The 19,902-nt window shown below is 65.4% G+C and carries 19 protein-coding genes; 3 read left to right on the plus strand and 16 right to left on the minus strand.

Annotated features, from left to right (window positions below):
• Nucleotides 1-84 precede the first annotated feature (84 nt).
• Entirely contained in the window at nt 85-762 is a 678-nt protein-coding gene (locus NCG91_RS25595) for a hypothetical protein (RefSeq protein ID WP_251351733.1), read from the plus strand.
• 150 nt (nt 763-912) lie between these two features.
• Nucleotides 913-1,974, plus strand: a complete 1,062-nt coding sequence (locus NCG91_RS25600) for a 3-deoxy-7-phosphoheptulonate synthase (RefSeq protein WP_099666639.1) — start codon at nt 913-915, stop codon at nt 1,972-1,974.
• Nucleotides 1,975-2,019: 45 nt separating this feature from the next.
• Here the strand turns inward: NCG91_RS25600 and NCG91_RS25605 are convergent, their stop codons facing one another.
• A complete protein-coding gene (locus NCG91_RS25605; RefSeq protein ID WP_251351734.1) occupies nt 2,020-2,430 on the minus strand; it encodes a nitrite reductase (NAD(P)H) small subunit in 411 nt (136 codons plus the stop codon).
• Nucleotides 2,431-2,639: 209 nt separating this feature from the next.
• Here NCG91_RS25605 and tsaD point away from each other — a divergent pair, with 209 nt between their 5' ends.
• Nucleotides 2,640-3,680: a tRNA (adenosine(37)-N6)-threonylcarbamoyltransferase complex transferase subunit TsaD gene (gene tsaD, locus NCG91_RS25610; RefSeq protein WP_251351735.1), complete on the plus strand. Its 1,041-nt coding sequence runs from the start codon at nt 2,640-2,642 to the stop codon at nt 3,678-3,680.
• On the opposite strand, the gene eutC is transcribed toward tsaD, so the two are convergent.
• From eutC to NCG91_RS25685, 15 genes are all read right to left on the minus strand, one after another.
• The gene (gene eutC, locus NCG91_RS25615; RefSeq protein WP_251351736.1) at nt 3,681-4,454 is read right to left on the minus strand and encodes an ethanolamine ammonia-lyase subunit EutC; all 774 of its coding nucleotides are present in this window, start codon (nt 4,452-4,454) and stop codon (nt 3,681-3,683) included.
• A 9-nt stretch (nt 4,455-4,463) separates the two neighbouring features.
• Entirely contained in the window at nt 4,464-5,852 is a 1,389-nt protein-coding gene (locus NCG91_RS25620; RefSeq protein WP_251351737.1) for an ethanolamine ammonia-lyase subunit EutB, read from the minus strand.
• 34 nt (nt 5,853-5,886) lie between these two features.
• The gene (locus NCG91_RS25625) at nt 5,887-7,350 is read right to left on the minus strand and encodes a TIGR01777 family oxidoreductase (protein ID WP_251351738.1); all 1,464 of its coding nucleotides are present in this window, start codon (nt 7,348-7,350) and stop codon (nt 5,887-5,889) included.
• Nucleotides 7,347-7,988, minus strand: a complete 642-nt coding sequence (locus tag NCG91_RS25630) for a DUF4166 domain-containing protein (protein WP_251351739.1) — start codon at nt 7,986-7,988, stop codon at nt 7,347-7,349. The genes NCG91_RS25625 and NCG91_RS25630 overlap by 4 nt, the downstream gene beginning before the upstream one ends.
• Complete coding sequence (locus NCG91_RS25635; protein ID WP_099666632.1) at nt 7,985-8,491, minus strand: GbsR/MarR family transcriptional regulator; 507 nt, start codon at nt 8,489-8,491, stop codon at nt 7,985-7,987. Before NCG91_RS25635 ends, NCG91_RS25630 begins: the two co-directional genes overlap by 4 nt.
• 240 nt (nt 8,492-8,731) lie before the next feature.
• Nucleotides 8,732-9,856 (minus strand): fatty acid desaturase family protein, encoded by a 1,125-nt coding sequence (locus NCG91_RS25640; protein WP_251351740.1) that lies wholly within the window; start codon nt 9,854-9,856, stop codon nt 8,732-8,734.
• A complete protein-coding gene (locus NCG91_RS25645; protein ID WP_251351741.1) occupies nt 9,853-10,968 on the minus strand; it encodes a sterol desaturase family protein in 1,116 nt (371 codons plus the stop codon). The genes NCG91_RS25640 and NCG91_RS25645 overlap by 4 nt, the downstream gene beginning before the upstream one ends.
• Nucleotides 10,965-11,603, minus strand: a complete 639-nt coding sequence (locus tag NCG91_RS25650; RefSeq protein ID WP_251351742.1) for a phosphatase PAP2 family protein — start codon at nt 11,601-11,603, stop codon at nt 10,965-10,967. Before NCG91_RS25650 ends, NCG91_RS25645 begins: the two co-directional genes overlap by 4 nt.
• Complete coding sequence (locus NCG91_RS25655) at nt 11,600-12,904, minus strand: F390 synthetase-related protein (protein WP_251351743.1); 1,305 nt, start codon at nt 12,902-12,904, stop codon at nt 11,600-11,602. Before NCG91_RS25655 ends, NCG91_RS25650 begins: the two co-directional genes overlap by 4 nt.
• The gene (locus NCG91_RS25660) at nt 12,901-13,731 is read right to left on the minus strand and encodes an MBL fold metallo-hydrolase (RefSeq protein WP_251351744.1); all 831 of its coding nucleotides are present in this window, start codon (nt 13,729-13,731) and stop codon (nt 12,901-12,903) included. Before NCG91_RS25660 ends, NCG91_RS25655 begins: the two co-directional genes overlap by 4 nt.
• Nucleotides 13,724-14,761 (minus strand): NAD-dependent epimerase/dehydratase family protein, encoded by a 1,038-nt coding sequence (locus NCG91_RS25665; RefSeq protein WP_251351745.1) that lies wholly within the window; start codon nt 14,759-14,761, stop codon nt 13,724-13,726. The genes NCG91_RS25660 and NCG91_RS25665 overlap by 8 nt, the downstream gene beginning before the upstream one ends.
• 10 nt (nt 14,762-14,771) lie before the next feature.
• Nucleotides 14,772-15,752, minus strand: coding sequence for a 3-oxoacyl-[acyl-carrier-protein] synthase III C-terminal domain-containing protein (locus NCG91_RS25670; RefSeq protein ID WP_251351746.1), 981 nt, complete (start codon nt 15,750-15,752; stop codon nt 14,772-14,774).
• A gap of 32 nt (nt 15,753-15,784) precedes the next feature.
• Nucleotides 15,785-16,693 carry an ion transporter gene (locus tag NCG91_RS25675; protein ID WP_251351747.1) on the minus strand — a complete coding sequence of 303 codons (909 nt, stop codon included), beginning with the start codon at nt 16,691-16,693 and terminating at the stop codon, nt 15,785-15,787.
• Nucleotides 16,694-16,785: 92 nt separating this feature from the next.
• On the minus strand, nt 16,786-18,537 hold the full coding sequence (locus NCG91_RS25680; protein WP_099666623.1) for a cation:proton antiporter domain-containing protein: 1,752 nt from the start codon (nt 18,535-18,537) through the stop codon (nt 16,786-16,788).
• 105 nt (nt 18,538-18,642) lie between these two features.
• The gene (locus tag NCG91_RS25685) at nt 18,643-19,887 is read right to left on the minus strand and encodes a metal-dependent hydrolase (protein ID WP_251351748.1); all 1,245 of its coding nucleotides are present in this window, start codon (nt 19,885-19,887) and stop codon (nt 18,643-18,645) included.
• Nucleotides 19,888-19,902: the final 15 nt, after the last annotated feature.

Below are 19,902 nucleotides of genomic sequence, written 5' to 3' on the forward strand. Positions count from 1 at the left end.
CAACAGTCTTTCAAGCTATTTCTTGGATGGAACTGCATCCAAACGCGCCACCGCTGCGTATAAGACTGCACAGGAGGACTCATCATGGAACACGCAAGCAAACAGGAAACGGCCTTCGTCGGCATCGAAACGAGCAAGCTGCTGCTGAAAGCCGTGCTGCTCTCGGGCGGCGAAGTGCTGTGCAAGGTGCTGGAAAACGACGTGGCCGGCTACCGCTGGCTGCGCAGCTGGCTGCAAAGGAACGACGTGTCCGTCATGGGCTTGCGCGTCTGTATGCGCGTGAACGAGCCGCACAGCGAGGCGGCCGCCAGCGCGCTGGCCGGCATGGGCATGCTGGTCTGCGATGTCGAGCCCGGCCGGCTGGAAGCGTATGCGCGCGGCTGCGGCTTGCCCGGCGGCGCGGTGCGCGGCGCCGTGGTGCTGGCCAAGTATTGCGCGGCGGCACGCCCCGTCCCCTGGACGCCGCCTTCACCCGCCTACGTGGAGCTGCGCCAGTGGCTGCGCCGCCTGCAAGCCGTGCGGCAGCTGCGCCAGCAGGAAATGGCGCGCCTGGAAACCCATTTCCATGCGGGCCAGATTGCGCTGCATCAATTGCTGCGCCAGCAGATCGCCTGCCTCGATACGCAGATACGCCAGCACGAAAGCGCCATTCTTGCGCATGTGCGGCGCCATCCCGGCCTGTCCCGGCCACCCGAGCTGGCCGGCAACTATCCGCGCATCGCCCGCTACAGCGTTGGCGCCAGCCTGGCCGGCGGCCATTGAGCGCCCCGGAGCAAGGGGCCGGCGGCGTGCCGGCCCTGCCATAAAAACAACTCAGCCATTCCCGTTTTGGCCCCATCCCCGCCGCCAGGCCGCATTTCCGCTACACTATTGCCTCTTAAAGAACGCAATAGCGAAAGCCGAGCCAGAATCATGAATACGCCAGACATCGAAAATATCAACGTCACCTCTTTCGCGCCCATGCCGACACCGGCCGAACTGCACGCCAAGCTGCCCCTGTCGGAAAGCGCCTTCGACACCGTCAGCCGCGGCCGCGAAGCGCTGCGCAACATCATCGACCGCAAGGACCAGCGCCTGTTCGTCGTCGTCGGCCCGTGCTCGATCCACGACCCCGTCGCCGGCCTCGATTACGCGCGCCGCCTGAAAGCGCTGCAAGAGGAAGTCAAGGACACGATGCTGCTGGTGATGCGCGTGTATTTCGAAAAACCGCGTACCACCACGGGCTGGAAGGGCTATATCAACGATCCGTACATGGACGACTCGTTCAAGGTCAACGAAGGCATGGAAAAGGCGCGCCAGTTCCTGCTCGACGTGTGCGAACTGGGCCTGCCCACCGCCACCGAAGCGCTGGACCCCATCTCGCCGCAATATCTGGGCGACCTGATCGCCTGGACGGCCATCGGCGCGCGCACCACGGAATCGCAGACGCACCGCGAAATGTCGTCCGGCCTGTCGACGCCCGTCGGCTTCAAGAACGGCACCGATGGCGACATCAGCATCGCCGTCAACGCCATCCTGTCGTCGGCGCACCCGCACTCCTTCCTGGGCATTAACGGCGAAGGCAACGTCGCCATCGTGCGCACGCGCGGCAACGCGTACGGCCACGTCGTGCTGCGCGGCGGCGACGGCCGCCCGAACTACGATTCCGTGTCGATCGCCATCGCCGAACAGGCGCTGGCCAAGGCCAAGCTGCCCGCCAACCTGGTGGTCGACTGCTCGCACGCGAACAGCTACAAGAAGCCGGAACTGCAACCGCTGGTGATGGCCGACGTGGTCAACCAGATCCGCCAGGGCAACCGCTCGCTGGTAGGCGTGATGATCGAATCGAACATCGTCGGCGGCAACCAGAAGATCCCGCAAGACCTGTCGCAACTGACCTACGGCTGCTCCGTCACCGACGGCTGCATCGACTGGGACACGACGGCGACCATGCTGCGCGACGCGCATGCGCACTTGTTGAACCGCCCGGCGTAAGCCTCTCGCGGAGACGAAAAACGGCGCCCTGTGCGCCGTTTTTTTTCACACTGCCATCTGCACATGCGGCAGCACGGCGAACGATCCCGCCAGCGCCTGTTCCGCCTTGCTGGCCGGGATATTGAGTTCATTGACGTCCAGGTAGATGCGCCCGTCCAGGATGCGCACGGCGTACGTGCGCGCCATGCCCTGCACGGGCGCCACCAGGCGGCCCGAATCGAGCTCGATGATCCAGCTGTTCTTCGGCCCCATCAGGTTTTTCTCCATCAGCACCCCGTGCGCCAGCGGGCCGCCCAGGCAAGGCACCGTGTCGAGCAGCGCGTACACCGTGTCATCCAGGGCGCGAAACAGCGCCACGCCCGGCAAATCCTGCCACGCCAGGCCCCGCTGCACCATGCGCGCGCCCGCCAGCGGCATATCCTTCAGGCGGCAAATCATTTTCCATTGTTCCGACATCGCTAGCTCCCTCGAGAAAGGCACACGCCTGTCTAAGCAAGAGCGGTGCCAGTGCCGCACGGGCGAAAAATGGCCAACATGCGGGGAAAAACCCCAGCGCGGCGCACTGCGCAAGTGCACACTGCCGCCGAAATGGTGCGCCCGCCGCACGGTGGACCAGCCGGCTTTCCTTTACAATGGCGGATTACTCCTCCCTATTCAGTACCTTCATGATTGTTCTTGGCGTCGAATCCTCCTGTGACGAAACCGGCCTGGCCTTGTACGACACGCAACGCGGCCTGCTGTCGCACGCCCTCTACTCGCAAGTAGCCATGCACGAGCAATATGGCGGCGTGGTGCCGGAACTGGCGTCGCGCGACCATATCCGCCGCGCCATCCCGCTGCTCGATGAAACCCTGGCCAAGGCCGGCATCACCCTGCCCGAGATCGACGCCATCGCCTATACGCAGGGTCCCGGCCTGGCCGGCGCGCTGCTGGTCGGGTCATCCGTGGCCTGCAGCCTGGGCCTGGCCATCAACAAGCCGGTGCTGGGCATCCACCACCTGGAAGGCCATCTGCTGTCGCCGCTGCTGGCGTCCGAGCCGCCGGAATTCCCCTTCATCGCCCTGCTGGTGTCGGGCGGCCACACGCAGCTGATGCGCGTCGATGGCGTGGGCCAGTACACGATGCTGGGCGAAACGCTCGATGATGCGGCCGGCGAAGCGTTCGACAAATCGGCCAAGCTGCTGGGACTGGGCTATCCGGGCGGCCCCGCCATTTCGCGCCTGGCCGAATTCGGCGACCCGCTGGCCTATAAACTGCCGCGCCCGATGCTGCACTCGAAGGATTTCAATTTCAGTTTCTCCGGTTTGAAGACGGCCGTGCTGACGGTGGTCAAGAACCATGAAGAAAAAGTCATCGCGAATATCTGCGAACAGGACAAGGCGAATATCGCGCGCGGCTTCGTCGACGCCATCGTCGACGTGCTGACGGCCAAATGCGTGGCGGCCCTCAAGCACACGGGCTTGAAACGCCTGGTGATCGCCGGCGGCGTGGGCGCCAACGCGCAATTGCGCGCCTCGCTCAACGCGGCCGCCGCCAAGAAGCGCTTCAAGGTGTATTACCCGGAGCTGGAATTCTGTACCGATAACGGCGCCATGATCGCCTTTGCCGGCGCCATGCGCCTGCAAATCAACCCGCAGGCGGCCAAGCACGATTACTCGTTCAACGTGCGCCCGCGCTGGCCGCTGGACGAAATCCGCGAAGTCTGATCACTCCAGCAGGAAATTGCGCGCGCCCGCCAGGGCCGCGCCTTCCGCCACCGTTTCATCCTTCAAGCCCACGCCCGACAGCTGCCGGCTGAACGCCTGCGACAGCAGATAATGCAGCCGGTACGCCGCCTGCGCATACGCCAGCCCTTCCGGGCGCACGTTCGAGATGCAGTTGCGGCGCTCGTCCAGCAAGCCTGTTTTTGGCGCCCACGTCAGGTACAGGCCCAGACTGTCCGGGGAACTCAATCCCGGCCGCTCGCCGATCAGCACCAGCACGGCGCGCGCCTTCAGCAACTCCCCTATTTCGTCGCCGATGGCCACCCGTCCCTGCGCCACGATGTGCAGCGGCGACAGCGTCCAGGCTTCCAGCGCCAGCCGTGCGCGCAAGGCGGCCAGGAAGGGCGCCACGTGGCGCTGCACGGCCAGCGCCGACAGGCCATCGGCCGCCACCAGCGCCAGGTCGACTCCCCTGGTGCCGGCCGCCAGCCGCGCGCGTGAAGCATCGTCGAGCCGGCGGCCCAGGTCGGGCCGCTGCAGGTAGTCGGCACGCGTGGCGGCGGCGCTGTGCAGCTGCACGCAGGCCAGCCCCTGTTCTGTCAGCGCCTGCGCCAGGGCGCCGCCATCGAGCGCCAGGTGCACGGCGTCGCGCGCCTGCGCGTGGGCCAGCTGGAACGCCAGCTGCGCGCTGGTCGGCACGCTCACGCCGCGACGCCCCAGCGCGATGCGCGCCGCCGTATGCGCGCGCAGCGCCTGCCACGGGCTTTTCTCGTCCATGTATCCTCCCTAGCCGTTCAGGCGCAGCAGGGCCGCCTGGAAGGCGGGCGCCAGCGCCGTGTTCAGACGACCCTGCGCATCCGTGATCCGCATGCGCGCCAGCCAGGCCGCGAATTCGGGCGCGGGACGCAGGCCCAGCACGCGGCGCGCATACAGGGCGTCGTGGAACGAGGTGCTCTGGTAGCCGAGCATGATGTCGTCCGCGCCCGGCACGCCCATGATGAAATTGCAGCCGGCCACGCCCAGCATGGTCAGCAAGGCATCCATGTCGTCCTGGTCCGCTTCCGCGTGGTTGGTGTAGCACACGTCGCAGCCCATGGGCAGCCCAAGCAGCTTGGCACAGAAATGGTCTTCCAGTCCCGCGCGCATGATCTGCTTGCCGTCGTACAGGTATTCCGGGCCGATGAAGCCCACCACGGAATTGACCAGCAGCGGCTGGAAGGCGCGCGCCACCGCATACGCTCGCGCCTCGCACGTCTGCTGGTCCATGCCGTGGTGGGCGCCGGCCGACAGGGCGCTGCCCTGCCCCGTCTCGAAATACATGACGTTGTTGCCCACCGTGCCGCGCCCCAGCGACAGGGCCGCCGCCTGGCCCTCGGCCAGCAGCGACAAGTCGATGCCGAAGCTGCGGTTGGCCGCCTGCGTGCCCGCCACCGACTGGAATACCAGGTCGACGGGCGCGCCGCGACGTATCGCCTCGAGCGTATTGGTGATGTGCGTGAGCACGCACGACTGCGTGGGAATCTGATATTGATCAATGACGGCGTCGAGCAGGTGCAGCAGCGCGACCACCTGCGCCACATTGTCGGTGGCCGGATTGATGCCGATCACGGCGTCGCCGCTGCCCAGCAGCAGGCCATCGAGGATGGAGGCGGCAATCCCCGTGGCGTCGTCCGTCGGGTGGTTCGGCTGCAAGCGCGTGGACAGGCGGCCTTCCAGGCCCAGGGTATTGCGAAAGGCCGTGACGACCTTGCACTTGCGGGCCACCAGCACCAGGTCCTGCAGGCGCATGATTTTTGAGACGGCGGCCGCCATTTCCGGCGTGATGCCGGCGGCGACCTGGGACAGCGTTGGCGTATCCGTCGCGTCGTCCAGCAGCCAGTCGCGGAAATCGCCCACGCACAGGTGGGAAATCGGCGCCAGGGCGGCGCGCTCGTGGGTGTCGATGATCAGGCGCGTGACTTCATCGTCTTCGTACGGCACCAGCGCCTCATTGAGAAAGGTCAACAAGGGCACGTCCGCCAGCGCCAGCTGCGCCGCCACCCGTTCGCGCGCGCTGGCTGCCGCCACGCCGGCCAGCACATCGCCCGAACGGGGCGGCGTGGCCTTCGCCAGCAGCTCCTTCAGGCTGGCGAAGGCATAGGTATGGCTGTCTATCGTATGGCTGAAACGGGGCATGGTTCGGTTCCTCCCATCCCCATCTTACGCCAACTTATAAACTGCGCAGCGCCCCTTCCAGCTGTGGGTAGCGGAAGGCAAAGCCTTCGCCCAGCAGCCGGCGCGGCGCGACCCGCTGGCCTTCCACCAGCAAGTCGGCCTGCTCGCCCAGCATGGCGCGCATGACGAAGGCCGGCGTGGGCAGGAAGCTGGGGCGGTGCAGCACGGCGCCCGCCACTTGGGCGAAGCGGCGCTGCTCGATGGCTTCCGGCGCGCAGAAGTTGTAGGCGCCGCTGACGGTGGCATCTTCGCTGCGGCGCGCCAGGTGGGCGATGCCGCGGATCACGTCGCGCACGTGCACCCACGTGACCCACTGCTTGCCGCTGCCCAGCGGGCCGCCCACGCCAAAGCGGATCGGCAGCAGCATCTGCGGCAGCGAACCCTGGTGGCCGAAGACGAGGCCAAAGCGCATGCAGCCCACCTGCACGCCAAATGCCTCCGCCTGGCGCGCGGCCGCTTCCCATTCCTGGCACAGCTGCGACATGAAGATGGCTTGCGGCGCGCTCTCCTCCGTCAACTCCGTCGCGTCGCCCTGCGGCTGCACGCCGTAATAGCCGATGGCCGATGCCGACAGCAGTACGCGCGGCTTGTGCTGCGCGCGGGCGATCCACGCCACCAGTTCCTGCGTCAGCGCCACCCGGCTGCGGCGCAGCGCCGCCTTGCGCGCCTCCGTCCAGCGCCGCCCGACGATGCGCGCGCCGGCCAGGTTGACCACCATGTCGATGCACTGCGCATCCGCCAATGCGTCCAGCGAGTCGATGCAGCGCACCTGGCCATCGAAGGTCCACGCGGCCTGTTTCGGCTGGCGCGTCAGCACCGTCACCGCGTGGCCATCGGCCAGCAGGGCGCTGACCAGTTGCTGGCCGATGAAACCCGTGGCGCCCGTCACCAGCACGGACTGCGGCGCGGCGGCAAAGCGCAGGTGCTCTTCCTGCTCTTGCTTTTCCTGCACCTTGCGCCGGCCCAGCTGCCACACGGCATACGCGTCGCGCAGGCCGGACAAGCCCACGCCCACGCCGCACAGGGCGAGGAAGACGCTGAGCCAGCCATACGGCTGCCACACGAGAGCCGTCGGCAACGTGGCCCACTCGCTGCTGTTCAGGGCCAGCAAGGCGATGAAGGCGCCCGCGTTAATCGCCAGCACAGTATGCGTGACCCGCTCCGTGGCGGGCAAGAGACGGGTCTGGTCTTCCACGACGAAATCCCACAGGGTCAGCACGATTTCCACGCCAAAGACGATGACCAGCACCCAGGCCCAGGCGCCATGCCACTCCCAGGCGGCCAGGCCCACGAACAGCAGGCTGTAGATCAGGGCGCGCGTCGCATGGATGGTCAATTCCAGCCTTGCGGAGGCCTTTTGCGGCAGCGCCTCCGTGATTTCATGGTGGTAGATGGTGTCGAAGGCGCCCAGGCAGCCTTGCGCCGCCATCAGTTGCAGGGCCAGCAGATGCGTATTCATGGTGTTTCCTTCATTTCCGGTGCGGCGGACTCGCGGAACACGCCAGCCTGGGTGAACGTGGTGCCGAACAGCGCGTGGCGAATCTCGATGCGGATGTTGAACTGCTGCGGCGTCTCGTTGCGGTGGCACAGATAGGTCTTGCCGGGCGTGAGCACGCCCGGCAGCGGCATGCGCCAGCCGAACAGGTCCCAAAAATAGCCGTCGCTGGTGAAATGCAGGTTGCCATCCTCGACGTGGAGCAGCAGCTTCATGCCCAGCCCCATGCCCACGTATTCGAGCACTTCGCCCTTTGCGCTTTCGGCCATATAGGAGGTGAAGCGGATCGGCGCGCGCCCGTGCAGGCGGTAGGTGCGCTGCTTGAAGATGAAGGGGCAGCCGGGGCGCGAATAGACTTCGATATCCACGGGGAAGTCGTGGTCGTCATGCGGAATCAGGGCGCCATCGATGAAGGGGCGCGTCAGCCAGCCGAGGCATTTTCCCAGGCGCGAGCTGGTAAGCTCACTGAGTTCACCGCGGTAGTACAGGGGCTGGCCCGGCGCGGGATTTTTCTCGAAGCGGCGGCGGATGTCCGGGTGCAGGGTCAGCCACTGCTCGCCCATCACCTTCTTGAACAGTTCTCCTTCCGAGGGGCCGTTCATGATTCCCCGCGCTTGCCCGGTTTGTCTTCCGGGCTGAGGAACTTGGCCACCTTGCCGCCCATCGACAGCATGCGCTGCAGGGTCGCCGGCGGCAGGTTCTTATAGTCGCTGTAGGTGCTGCTGAGCATTTCCAGAAACGCCAGCACTTCACCCATGCGTTCGAGCGTCGCCGGCGGTATCGCCGCATCGTGCTCGCCCTCGATCGCGCATTCGCGCAGCACCGTCAGGGTGGGGTCGATCTCGCGCCGCTTGCGCTCTTCCATGATGACGCGGAAGATTTCCCACACATCCTGCAATGCCACGAAATGGTCGCGCCGATCCCCCATCACGTGCGTGATGCGCGCCAGGCCCCAGCTTTGCAATTCCTTCAGGCTGTTGCTGACGTTGGACCTGGCCACATTCAGGCTGGCCGCGATGTCTTCCGCCGTCAAGGGTTCGTTGGCCAGGAACAGCAGCGCGTGGATTTGCGCCACCGTGCGGTTGACGCCCCAGCGCGTACCCATTTCCCCCCAATGGAGAATGTATTTTTGCGTGGTCGGACTCAGAACGCCTACCATAATCTACTCCGCGTCGCGCTTTGCGGTCTGCGATGCTCACTGTGCTCAAGCACAGCTGCGCTTCTCGGCCACAAATCACTGCCGCTCGCTACGGTTCTGTCAGGCGTTCTTGATTTCATGATTTTCTCTTATTTCTGTCGTTACAGAAATGTAAGACGGAACGGAAACCGAGTCAAGTGCGATTCGTTACAGGTCCCTGCCGGCGGGCGGCTGACCCATGGCGCGCAGGAATTGCTGCTGCGACGCGTGCAGCTGGCCGTAACCGAGTTCGCGGTACACGAGACCGTGGCGCGGCGCCAGTTCGGCCAGGATGCGCGCCAGCGCTGGGTAGTGGCGGTGGTTCCAGGTGGGGAACAAGTGGTGCGTCAGGTGCAGATTCAAGCCACCGAGCCAATAACCGAGCCAACGCAGGCGGCGCGGCTGCGGCGTCCAGTCGCAAGCCGTGTAAAACGTGTGCTGGTACCAGTCGTGCGGCAGCGTACCGTCCGCGCCAGGCTGGAAAAACTCGACTTCGGCCCAGTGCGTGCCCAGGATCAGCGCCACCAGCGCGCACGAGGCGATCATCTGGCCCACGAAATACGCCCCCAGCACCACGCCCCAGCCGATGCCGTGCTGCTGCAGCACCCACATGGGCAGCGCCAGCACCAGCGCCACATGGCCCAGCTTCCAGCCCAGGAACGACAGCCAGCCGCGCCAGCCCTGCAGCCGGCTGTGCGCCGCCACGGGCGTCTTGCCGAAGCGGTCCAGCCAGTCACCATACCAGTTCAAATAGGGCAGCGACAGGGCCGCCACCACGGGCCAGTACAGGTATTGATAGCGGTACTGCGGCGACCAGCGTTGGAACGGCGTCTGGCGCAAAAACGGATTCGGTTCCGTGTCGAGGTCATAGCCTTCCACGTTCGCATACGTGTGATGGAAATGCACGTGGCGGATGGTCCAGAAATCCGTATCCACGCCCACGGGCAAGCCCACCAGGCGGATCAGCACGCGGTTCCAGGCCCTCTGGCGGAAGATGGCGCTGTGGGCCGCATCGTGCAGGGTATTCATGGCCAAGGTCATGGCCGCGACCAGGCAAGCCACGTAGCTGGCGACAAACGGCCAGGTGCTTTCGGCGCGCAGCGCCAGCGCATACAGCCCCACCGTCAGCGCGGCCAGGAACACGGTTTTCGCATGCAGGCGCGCGTCGCCGAAGCGGTGTTTTCCTTCGTCCGCCAGGTAGGCGTCGGCGCGCGCGCGCAATTCGCGGCGGAAGGCGGAATCGCGTGCGGGCTGGAAGCGCAGCGGCGGCAGCGAAGGTACAGGCTGCGTCACGCGCGCGTCCCCGCCGCTGCCGGCCACCACAGGCGGCGCGCGCCGTCGAGGCCATGCGCCAGCAGCGCGGCCAGGAAAACCACGCCCCACGCATCGCGCGCGCCATACCAGCCCAGATACAGGGCCGGCATGGCCAGCGCGATGGCGACCCAGGCGATGGCGCCCCAGCGGCGCGCATCCGACAAGCCGCCCAGCGCCAGGGTGCCGCCGAAGATCAGCGCGAACAGGATGGCTTGCTGCGCGCCCGCCAGCAGCGCTTCATGGTTGACGTAATAGATCACCAGGCCAAACAGGATCACGCCGCCGGTGCCGATGAACAGCTCGGGCACGTGGAAAGTGCCGCGCGACTGCCAGTGGGGGAAACGCGCGCGCAGCCACTTGAACAGTTTGCCATTGCTGGCCAACAGCGGGTTGTGCGTGGGTGTCATGCCCTTCACGCCATAACGCATTTCCACGCCCTCGAGTTCGGGCTGGAAGCTGCCGAACAGTTTGTCCCAGATCAACAGCGTGCCGCCGAAATTGCGGTTGATGTAGCGTTTATCCGTGCCGTGGTGCACGCGGTGGTGCGACGGCGTGACCATGAAGCTATCGAGGATGCCGGACTTGTTCACCAGCGCATTGTGGTTGTAGAACTGCACCGTGTAATGCAGGGACGAGACGACGAGGAAGATTTCCAGCGGCACGCCCAGCACGGCCAGGATGGCGATGAAGGGGAAATTCGTCAGCGACGAATACCAGGAATTGCGCACGCCCAGCGACAGGTTGAAATGCTCGCCCTGGTGGTGCACCACGTGCACGGCCCACAGCAGGGGGATTTTGTGATGCAGCCGGTGCATCCAGTAAAAGCACAGGTCCCAGGCAAAGAAGGCGAAGACCCATTGCGCTGCCACGGGCCACTGGTCGACGATATGCAGGTTCGCATGGCGCAGCAGCAGGGCGAACGCCGCCACTTCCACCCCGCGGAACACCCACATCAGGATATGGCCGGAATTGAGGTTGAAGATCACGTCCTTCCACGGCACGGGGGTCTTGCGCACCCATTTGAGGATCAGCAGTTCGGCCAGCACGAAGGCCAGCATGATCAAAAACGACAGGGCAAAGGGATTCATCATGATGCGGTTTTTATGGAAACGGCGCGGCGGGCAGCCAAGGATACCTGCATTTTCGCCAGGATGCCGGCAGCGACGCCAACAAGCAGGCCGGCGGCCAGGTCGATGCTCACGTGCCGGCGCAGGGCGATGATTGCATAGCAGATGGCCACGCCCAGCACCACGGCCAGCGCGGAACGCAGCAGGTGGCGCCTGCCGCACAAGGCCCACACGCACAGCAATGTCAGGGCGCCGTGCAGCGACGGCAGGCAGTTTTGCGCGGAGTCCGCCGCCTGCAGCAGGCGCAACGCCTGCGTGCTCCAGGCACTGCCTTCGCCCACGGGCGGATACGCGAGCGTGGTCGGGTACAGCAGGAAGACCATGCCGCAAGCCAGCGCGGAAAGCGCCATGGCGCGCGCCAGCCAGCGCACCCGCGCCGCATCGGCCGCCAGGTAGGCGTAGGGAATAAGGATGAAGAAGGACAAGTACAGCCAGATGGCAGCGTCCGTGTAGGGAATGGCGCGGTCGATGGCCGTTTCCGGCAGCAGCGCCCCCTGCCCTTGCAGCAGGTCGCTGGAAAAATACACGAGGCCGACGCTGCCCCAGCCGGCCAGCAAATGCAGCAGGCGGCCGCGTACGGTCATGGAAGTAGGGTTCATGCGGTCGCGAGGCGCCGGATGCGGCGCCGTTTCATGGTGGGATCAAAAGGAGGCAGTTCAGCGCTCGTCGTCCATGCCAGGCCGTCGACGGCCACGCCCAGACCGCGCAACACCGTTGCCAGGTGCGCGCGCAGGGCGGCCAGGCCGGCGGCGTCGAGGGCCGCGTGCAGCTGCAGGGCAGATTCGCCTTGCTGCACCAGGCGGTAATCGGCGTCCGGCGGCAAGGCTTGCGCAAACGCGCGCGTCAATACGTCGGCAAACACGGCGACGGGGGCGCCGCCGTTCGCCGATGGCAAGGATGGCAAGAACAGCATGTCGTCGCAGCGCCCTTCGATGCCGTCGATGGCGCGCGTGGCGCGGCCGCACGGGCATGGCGCGGCGCGCGCGAGCAGGATGTCGTCGAGGCGGTAGCGCACGATGGGCTGCGTGATGCGCGTGAAGTCCGTAATCACGGGCACGAAGCGCCGCTGTTCAACGTCCAGCCACTGCGGCTCGATGTGCACGTACTCTTCGTTCAAGTGCAGCACGCCATGCTCGCAGCTGCTGGCGAGGAAACCCTCGGTGGCCTGGTAGATTTCATGCACGGCGCCAAACGCCTGCACGATCAGTGCGCGGTCCTGCGCTTCCAGCACTTCGGCCACCGAGATGACTTTTTTCGGCGCCAGCGCCAGGCTGCCATCGATGACGCGCAAGGCCAGCTGGCGCAGCACCTGGGCCGGCGCGACGATGACCGTTGGTTGATATTGCGCAAGCCGCGCGCACAGGCTGTCGAACGGTTCGAACAAATCGTAGAAGGCAAAGGTCAGCCACGGCGAGCGCACGGCCGTGTACAGATTGCTGTTCGCGCGCAGGAACAGCGCCACTTTTTCGCCGGAAAACAGGCCGTCGGGCAGCGCCTTGGCCAGCATCACGCCCGCCCATTGCGCCTTTTCGCGGGGGCTGACCGTAAACACGGCGCGCCGCGACGAGGTGCCCGACGACAGGCCCACCGTGATGTCGCCCACGGCGGGCGTGAAATCGCGGCTCTGTTCGGCCGCCATGGCCGCGTCCATCGCCTGCGCCAGCGTGATGCCTTGCGTGTTCATGGCGTCGAAATGCTCGAGCATCAGCGCCTTGTTCATCGTCGGCCACTGCGCCAGGGGCAGATCGCGGAACGGCGCAAAGTAGGCGCTGCGCGCGCACAGCACGTCGATGAAGCGCGCCAGTTGCTTGTGCTGGTAGGCGCCCAGCTGCCGGCGGCTTGTGAACCGCAGGCGGCGCGTGCGCCAGTACGACAGCAACAGCCAGACGATACGCTTCACGGGCGGCCCGCCACAGGAACATAGTCCGCCGTGTCTTCATGCGTGATGCGGATCTGCGCATTGCCCGACCGGTGCAACTGGTGCAGCCGGTTCAGGGTGGCGTAGTACGGCGCGCGCTTGTGCTGGATGAGGAACGACAGTTCGGACGGTCCGCGCAGCTGCTGAAAGCTTTCCGGCACCCAGGCCGCATCCGACGCCAGCAAGGTCCAGCCACTATCCTGCAGCACGAAGGCGCCCAGGTGGCCGATGGCATGGCCGGGCAAGTCGACGATGTAGATTTCGCCCGTGCCGCTGACATCGCGCCCGTGCGTAAATGGCAGCAGGGCCGCCGGCAAGGCCGTCTCGGGCACGCTTTCCACGAAATCCAGGCGGTCGGCTATGTCGTTTGGCAGCAACTCGGGCACGAAAGCCTGGCGCACGGCAGCCACGCCGGACAAGCGACGCACGGCATCCCAGCCCGTTTGGGAGGCCATCAGCCGGGCGCGGGGAAAGTCGCGCAGCCCCGCAATATGGTCGGCGTGGAAGTGCGACAGCAGCAAGGTGTGGATGTCGCCGGGCGCCACGCCATGCGCGCGCAACTGGCCCTGCAACGATTCACTGTCATCGAAGGAAATCGGCGTCACCCACGCATACATGCGGTACACGCCCTTCGACGTGGCGGCGCGGAAGTGCTCGGCGTAGCCCGTGTCCCACAGGTACAGGCCCGCGCGCGTCGCTATCAGGTAGGCGCGCGAGGGGAAACAGCGGCTGGCCAGCCCGCTGCCTTTCAAGACCATGCACGAAGGATGGGTGCAGTGGCCGACGCGAAACGCGGTGATGCTAGCCATTGCGCTCCTTGCCCACCTTGTGCGCCGCCGCTTCCTGGCGCATCCACTGCGCCGTCAGGGCGATGCCTTCCTGCAGGCTGACGATGGGACGGTAGCCCAGCACCTTGCGCGCCTTGGCATTATCGAGCGTCATGTCGAAACTGAGCGCGCCGATGCTGTAGGGCGTCAACGACGGTTCGCGGCGGGTAAAGCGCGAGGCGAACTGCATCAGGCGCGCCACCAGCGCCAGCACGCGGTAAGGCACGCTGACGATCTCGAACGGCTGCTGCAGATGGTCGCAGAACAGGGTGCGCAAGATGTCGCACAAGCGCGCCGGTTCGCCATTCGTGATGTTGAAGGCGGCGCCGGAAGCGATGGTCTTGTGCACGGTGGCCAGCCACATCGCGTGCACGACATTGTCGACATAGGTGATGTCGATGGTGGCCGCGCCGCCGTTGGGCAGGGGCAGCTTGCCGCCGCGCTCCTGCAGCACCCGCGCCAGGCGCGGGATCAGGACCTGGTCGTGCGGGCCGAAGATGGCGCGCGGGCGCAGGATCACGCACGTCATGCCGCGGTGGCGGTCGACGCAATCCTGCACCAGCTTTTCCGCCATCGCCTTGCTGCGCGCATACGCGTTGACGAAGGCATCGGGGCGGAAGGTTTCCGGCACGTCGAGGTGGTTGCGATAGTCGAAATAGATGGCCGGGGTGGAGATGTGCACGAAGCGCGCCACGTGCAGGCTGGCGGCCGCGCGCAGCAATTGGCCCGTGGCCGTGACGTTGGCGGCGATGAAGTCGCGTTCCGGCCCCCACGGCGACGACAGCGCGGCGCAGTGCCAGACGGTGTCCATGCCGCGCACCAGTTCATCGACCTGGCGTGGCGATGCCTGCGCCAGGTCGAGCGCGACGAATTGCGCGCCCATGCGTTCCAGTTCGCGGCCGACGGCGGCGTTGCGGCCCGTGGCGCGCACTTCCACGCCCTGCGCCAGCAGGGTGCGCACGGCATTGCGCCCCAAGCCGCCCGTCGCTCCCGTGACCAGTATCCGCCTCATCGCACCACCTTCACAGGTCAAGAATCATGCCGCCGATGGTCAAGCCCGCGGCCGTGCCCATCATCAGCAAACGCTGGCCTGCCACGGCCCGCCCCGTCATCACCGCCTCGTGCAGGGCGGTGGGCAAGGACGCGGCCACCTGGTTGCCATGCGTTTCAAAGATCTTGATGATTTTAGCATCGGGAACGTCGAGGATGCGCGCCGCATGCGCGAGCCCCAGCGGGCTGGCCTGGTGCGGCACGACCACGTCGACTTTTTCCAGTCCCGCGCCCGATTCCTGCATTAGTTCCGTCAGGAAATCCGGCATCACCTTGACGGCCAGGCGGAACACGGCCTTGCCATCCATGCGGAACAGGTAGTCGCCCGGCTCGCAGCCATTGCGCGGGTTGCGCTCGGTGCCGCCGCCACGGATTTCGCAGTAGCGCCGCCCTTCCGGATACGTGCCCATCTTGTAGGCGCGGATGCCGGCGCTGCCATCGCCGCGCTCGACGATGACGGCGGCGGCGCCGTCGCCAAAGATCATCGACGCTTCCGGCTCGCTCCAGTCGACGCCGCGCGAGGCGAGGTCGGACGAAACGATGGCGATGCGCCGGTAGGCGCTGCCCGCCAGCATGGACGCGGCCACGCGGAAGGCGGCCATGAAACTGAGGCAGCTGGCGTTGACGTCGAAGCTTTGCGTGCCTGGCGGCAATCCCGCATGTTCGGCCACGAAGCAAGCCGTATTCGGCAACGCTTGCTCGGGCACGCCGTTGGCGCAGATCAACAAGTCGATGTCGGCCGGACGCAGGCTGGCATTCTTCAGCGCGTCGAGCAGGGCGGCGGCGCCCAGCTGGCTTTGCGATTCATCGGGCGCGGCGACAAAGCGCGACAGCACGCCGCTCTTGCGCAGGGTATAGCCAGCCGGATGGCCCAATGTCAGGTCCAGGCTGGCGGAAGTCACACTCTGCGACGGCACGGCCTTGCCCGTCGCGATCAGGCGAACTGGAATCATGTTGGCCTTAACAAAGTAAATATAGTTATGAATTAATCACGTGCCAGCGGCGGCAATGCAACGCCGCAGTTCTTGCAGAAACTGGCATCGTCATCGAGCCCTTCCTTCAGGCACGTGGGGCAAGTACGCGTGGTGACCAGCTTGGAACTGCGCTGCACCGTCATTTCCGCGCTGATAATGCCGGTAGGCACTGCCAGGATGCCCCAGCCGAGCAACATCATCAGGGAAGCGATGGTGCGCCCGATGTCGGTCCTCGGCGTGATATCGCCGAAACCCACGGTGGTCATGGTGCTGATGGCCCAGTAAATCGACGTGGGGATGCTGCTGTAACCGTTCTCCGGTCCTTCCACCACGTACATCACAGTACCCAACAGAAAGACCACCATCATGACAAAAGACAAGAAAATGAGGATTTTGCGCCGGCTGGCCAGCAAGGCCCTCCCCAGCACCGTGTATTCATGCACATACGACGTGAGCTTGAGGATACGGAACATGCGCAGCAGGCGCAAAATGCGCACGTCGATCAGCACGTGGGCGCCCGGCAGCAGCAAGCCGATGTAGGTGGGCACGATGGCCAGCAAATCGATAATGCCGAAAAAACTCTTGGCATAGCGCACCGGATGCTGCAGGCAAGACAGGCGGGCGAAATATTCGATGGTAAATAAAATGGTGAAAAACCATTCCAGCGCCGTCAGCCAGGTGCCATAGCGCTCGGCCACGGAGGCGACACTGCTGAGCACGACCACCGTCACGCTGATCAGGATGGCGGCGATCAGCAGCAAATCGAAGGCGCGGCCCGTGCGCGTTTCCGCCTCGAAAATGACGGTGTACACCTGCTCGCGCCAGCCCCGCTCGGGCTTGCCATATTTCTGCTGCGTTTCCTGCGCCGCCAGTTGCTGCGGCGTCAAGGGCACCGCTCCGCTCTTCGTCGCGGCTTTCATGTGGGTAATGTGCTCATATACTATTATTGTATAGATAATTTACAAAGCACGGCGACACGCACGGTTGCGCTATAGGTTTCCCCACAACAACACTACGACAGCTTTTTCGCCAGCAGCACGGCATTGCGCCGGTCGCGCTCGGCTTGCACGATGTCCGCCGTGCGCGCTTCCGACAGGCCCACCGTGTGCAGCACGGTGGCCGTCAACTGCAGCGCCGATTCCAGCGCCTCGGGCACGACCAGGGTGGCGCCCGCCTGTATCAGGGCCACGGCATGCGCCTCGTCGCGCGCCCGCGCATACACGGGCAGCTGCGGATATTCGCGGCGGATCGATTTCACGGCATGCAGCACGGACGCCGCATGGTCCATCGTCAGCACCACGGCGGCGGCCCGGTCCGCATTGACCTTTTGCAACAATTCCGCGCGTGACGCATCGCCGAAATACACGGGGAAGCCGCGCGGATGCAGGGTCGTCACCAGGCGCGCATCATTTTCAATCGCCACATACGCGATATCCTGTTCCGTCAGCACCTTGGCCAGCAACTGCCCCACCCGGCCAAACCCGGCGATGATGACGGTGCTGCCCTGCGGCGGCGGCGCGCCGTGCGCCAGGTCGGCCAGCTGATGGTGGTGGCGCTGCTCCCACCAGTTGCCGAAGGCGCGCGCCGCCTTGGCCAGCGCCGGCGTGGCAAACAGGCTCAGGCCCACCACCAGCATGACGAACTGCGCCACCTGCGGGCCGATCAGCTTGGTACCCAGCGCATACGCGACGACGATGAAGGCGAATTCGCCGCCCTGCCCCAGCAGCACGCCCGTTTCCACGGCGCGCCCCCAGTGGAAGCCGCCGATGCGGAAAATCACGCTGATGACGAGGGTTTTCAGCGCAAACAGGCTCAGCACGGCCAACGGTATCAACACCGGCGACTTGAGGATTTCGCGCACGTCGATCTGCATGCCCACGGACATGAAGAACAAGCCCATCAGCAAACCCTTGAAGGGCTCGATCGTCACTTCCACTTCGTGGCGAAATTCCGTTTCCGCCAGCAGCAGGCCGGCCAGCAAGGCGCCCAGCGCCATCGACAGGCCCGCCAGGTAAGTCAAGCCCGCGATGCCCAGGGTGCTGAGCAGGGTCAAGGCCATGAACACGTCGGGCTGGCGTTTCTTGACGAAAAACTGGAACAGCGGACGAATCACGCGGCGCCCCAGCAGATAGATCAGCAGGATGGCGCCGGCCGATTTCACGGCCGCAAAGCTGAGCAGATACGCGAGATCGTCGCTGCGCCCGCTGGCGAACACGTCGATCAGGATGAACAGCGGCACCACCATCAAATCCTGGAACATCAAAATGGAAAAACCCGCCTGGCCGGCCGGCGTCTGCAGGGAGCGCTGGTCGGTCAGCAACTGCATCACGACGGCCGTCGACGACAGCGACAGCACCAGGCCCAGCACGATGGACGCTTCCAGCGACAAACCAAAGTAATACGCGACGCCGCCGATCAGGCAGGCGCTGACGGCCACCTGCCCCACGCCCGCGCCGAATACCCAGCGCCGCAGCGCCCACAGCCGTTCCGTCGACAGTTCCAGGCCGATCATGAACATCAGAAACATCACGCCCAGCTCGGCCAGGCCGCTGACCTGCTCGGCACGCACGAACGAGAAATACGTCAGCCACGTGAAGTCGCCCGCCCACAGGCCGAAGCCGAACGGGCCGAACAGGGCGCCCACGGCCAGGAAACCGAGGACCTGGTTGACCTTCAGGCGTTGCAATAACGGAATAAAAATCCCGGCCAAGGCGAGAAACAGCAGGGTTTCCCGCAAATACGGTAAGGCGTGTTGCTCTTCCAAAATAATCCTAACTAAATATCATTCATGCTGAATTGGTCGTGTCGCATGCGCGGCCATGGCGAAGTAAGTGCACACACGATATTTTGCCACAAGGCAACAAATTCGCTACGGACGCACCGCTTGCGGCGGCGCCAGCATGTCCGCGCGGGGGCGGCCCCAGCCCGGCACGTAGGCGGGACACGGCCGGTTGCGGAACTGCTGCAGTTCGACGGTCGTGAAATTGGGCAGCATGCCGGGGTTGAAACGCACGTCCGTCAGCTTGTCCGCATTCAACCTGGGCATGCGGGCAAAGCGGAACCAGGCGTCGACATAGCAATTGTCTTCCTGCAGCGCGCGCAAGGCGGCCAGGCTGCCCTCCGCCTTGGCCGACACGGCGATGCCGGGCGCCAGTTGCTGGCCTTGCCTACCCGTTTCCACCAGGCCGGCCGGGCAGGCGGCCGGCGCCAGCGCATCCGGCAGCAGGCTCAGGGTGCCGCGCCGCAAGGTGTACACGTCCGTCTTGCTGTCGAGCGAGACATAGATCCAGCACAGCGGATTGCTGGGAAACGCCGTCATCGCCACGTCCCACACGCGCGTGCCGGGATCGAGGCGCTGCACGGCCGCCTCGATGCGCGCACGGCCAAGGGCCGACGCCACACCCTGCGTGCCGATAAACGTGGCGGCCAGCGCGAAGGCCAGCAGCAGCGGTCCGCGCCCCCGCTCGCCGGCCCGCCCCTGCAGCACGGCCAGGAGCACGCCCAGCCCCAGCAGGATGAGCAGCGAGGCGGGCGCCAGATAGGTTTTATGGGTAAAGAAACACAGGGCCGCCGTCAACCCCGCCAGCAGCACGCTTTTGACGATGCCGTAGTGCAAGGACATGATCACGGGCACGCCCAGCAGCACCCAGAACATGGGCTCGACAATGAAGACCATGTCGCCATACAGCCAGCGGCTGTCAAACGGATAGAACGGGTGCAAGCCATAGGAATTGAGGAAATCCATGCCCATGTGCAAGCAAAAGCCCAGCAGCAGGCAAGCGGCCAGGCCGATGCGGGCGGGCACGCTGCTTTTCAGCAGCCGGCGCGCGCCGGGCCACAGCAGCCACAGCAAGGCCAGCAACAGCAGCGCCTGCGGCAAGGCCAGCAGCAAGGTATGCGTGTGGCCGCGGTGGTGCAGCATGTAGCCGAACGGGCGCGGCAACAGCCTGGTCAGCACCAGGTCGAGGTCGGGCGCGTTGCTGGCAAACCATGCCGAAAATAAAAACAGCGCGCGCCGGGTGCGCTGTGCGGGGGCCTGCGGCTCGGGCGGCAGGCTGCGGTGTACCAGTTCGCCGACCCCGAGGCCGATGACCGAATGCGTAATATTATCCATAGGGCAATTTTACAG

This window comes from Janthinobacterium kumbetense (assembly GCF_023703445.1).
Classification (GTDB): domain Bacteria; phylum Pseudomonadota; class Gammaproteobacteria; order Burkholderiales; family Burkholderiaceae_D; genus Janthinobacterium; species Janthinobacterium kumbetense.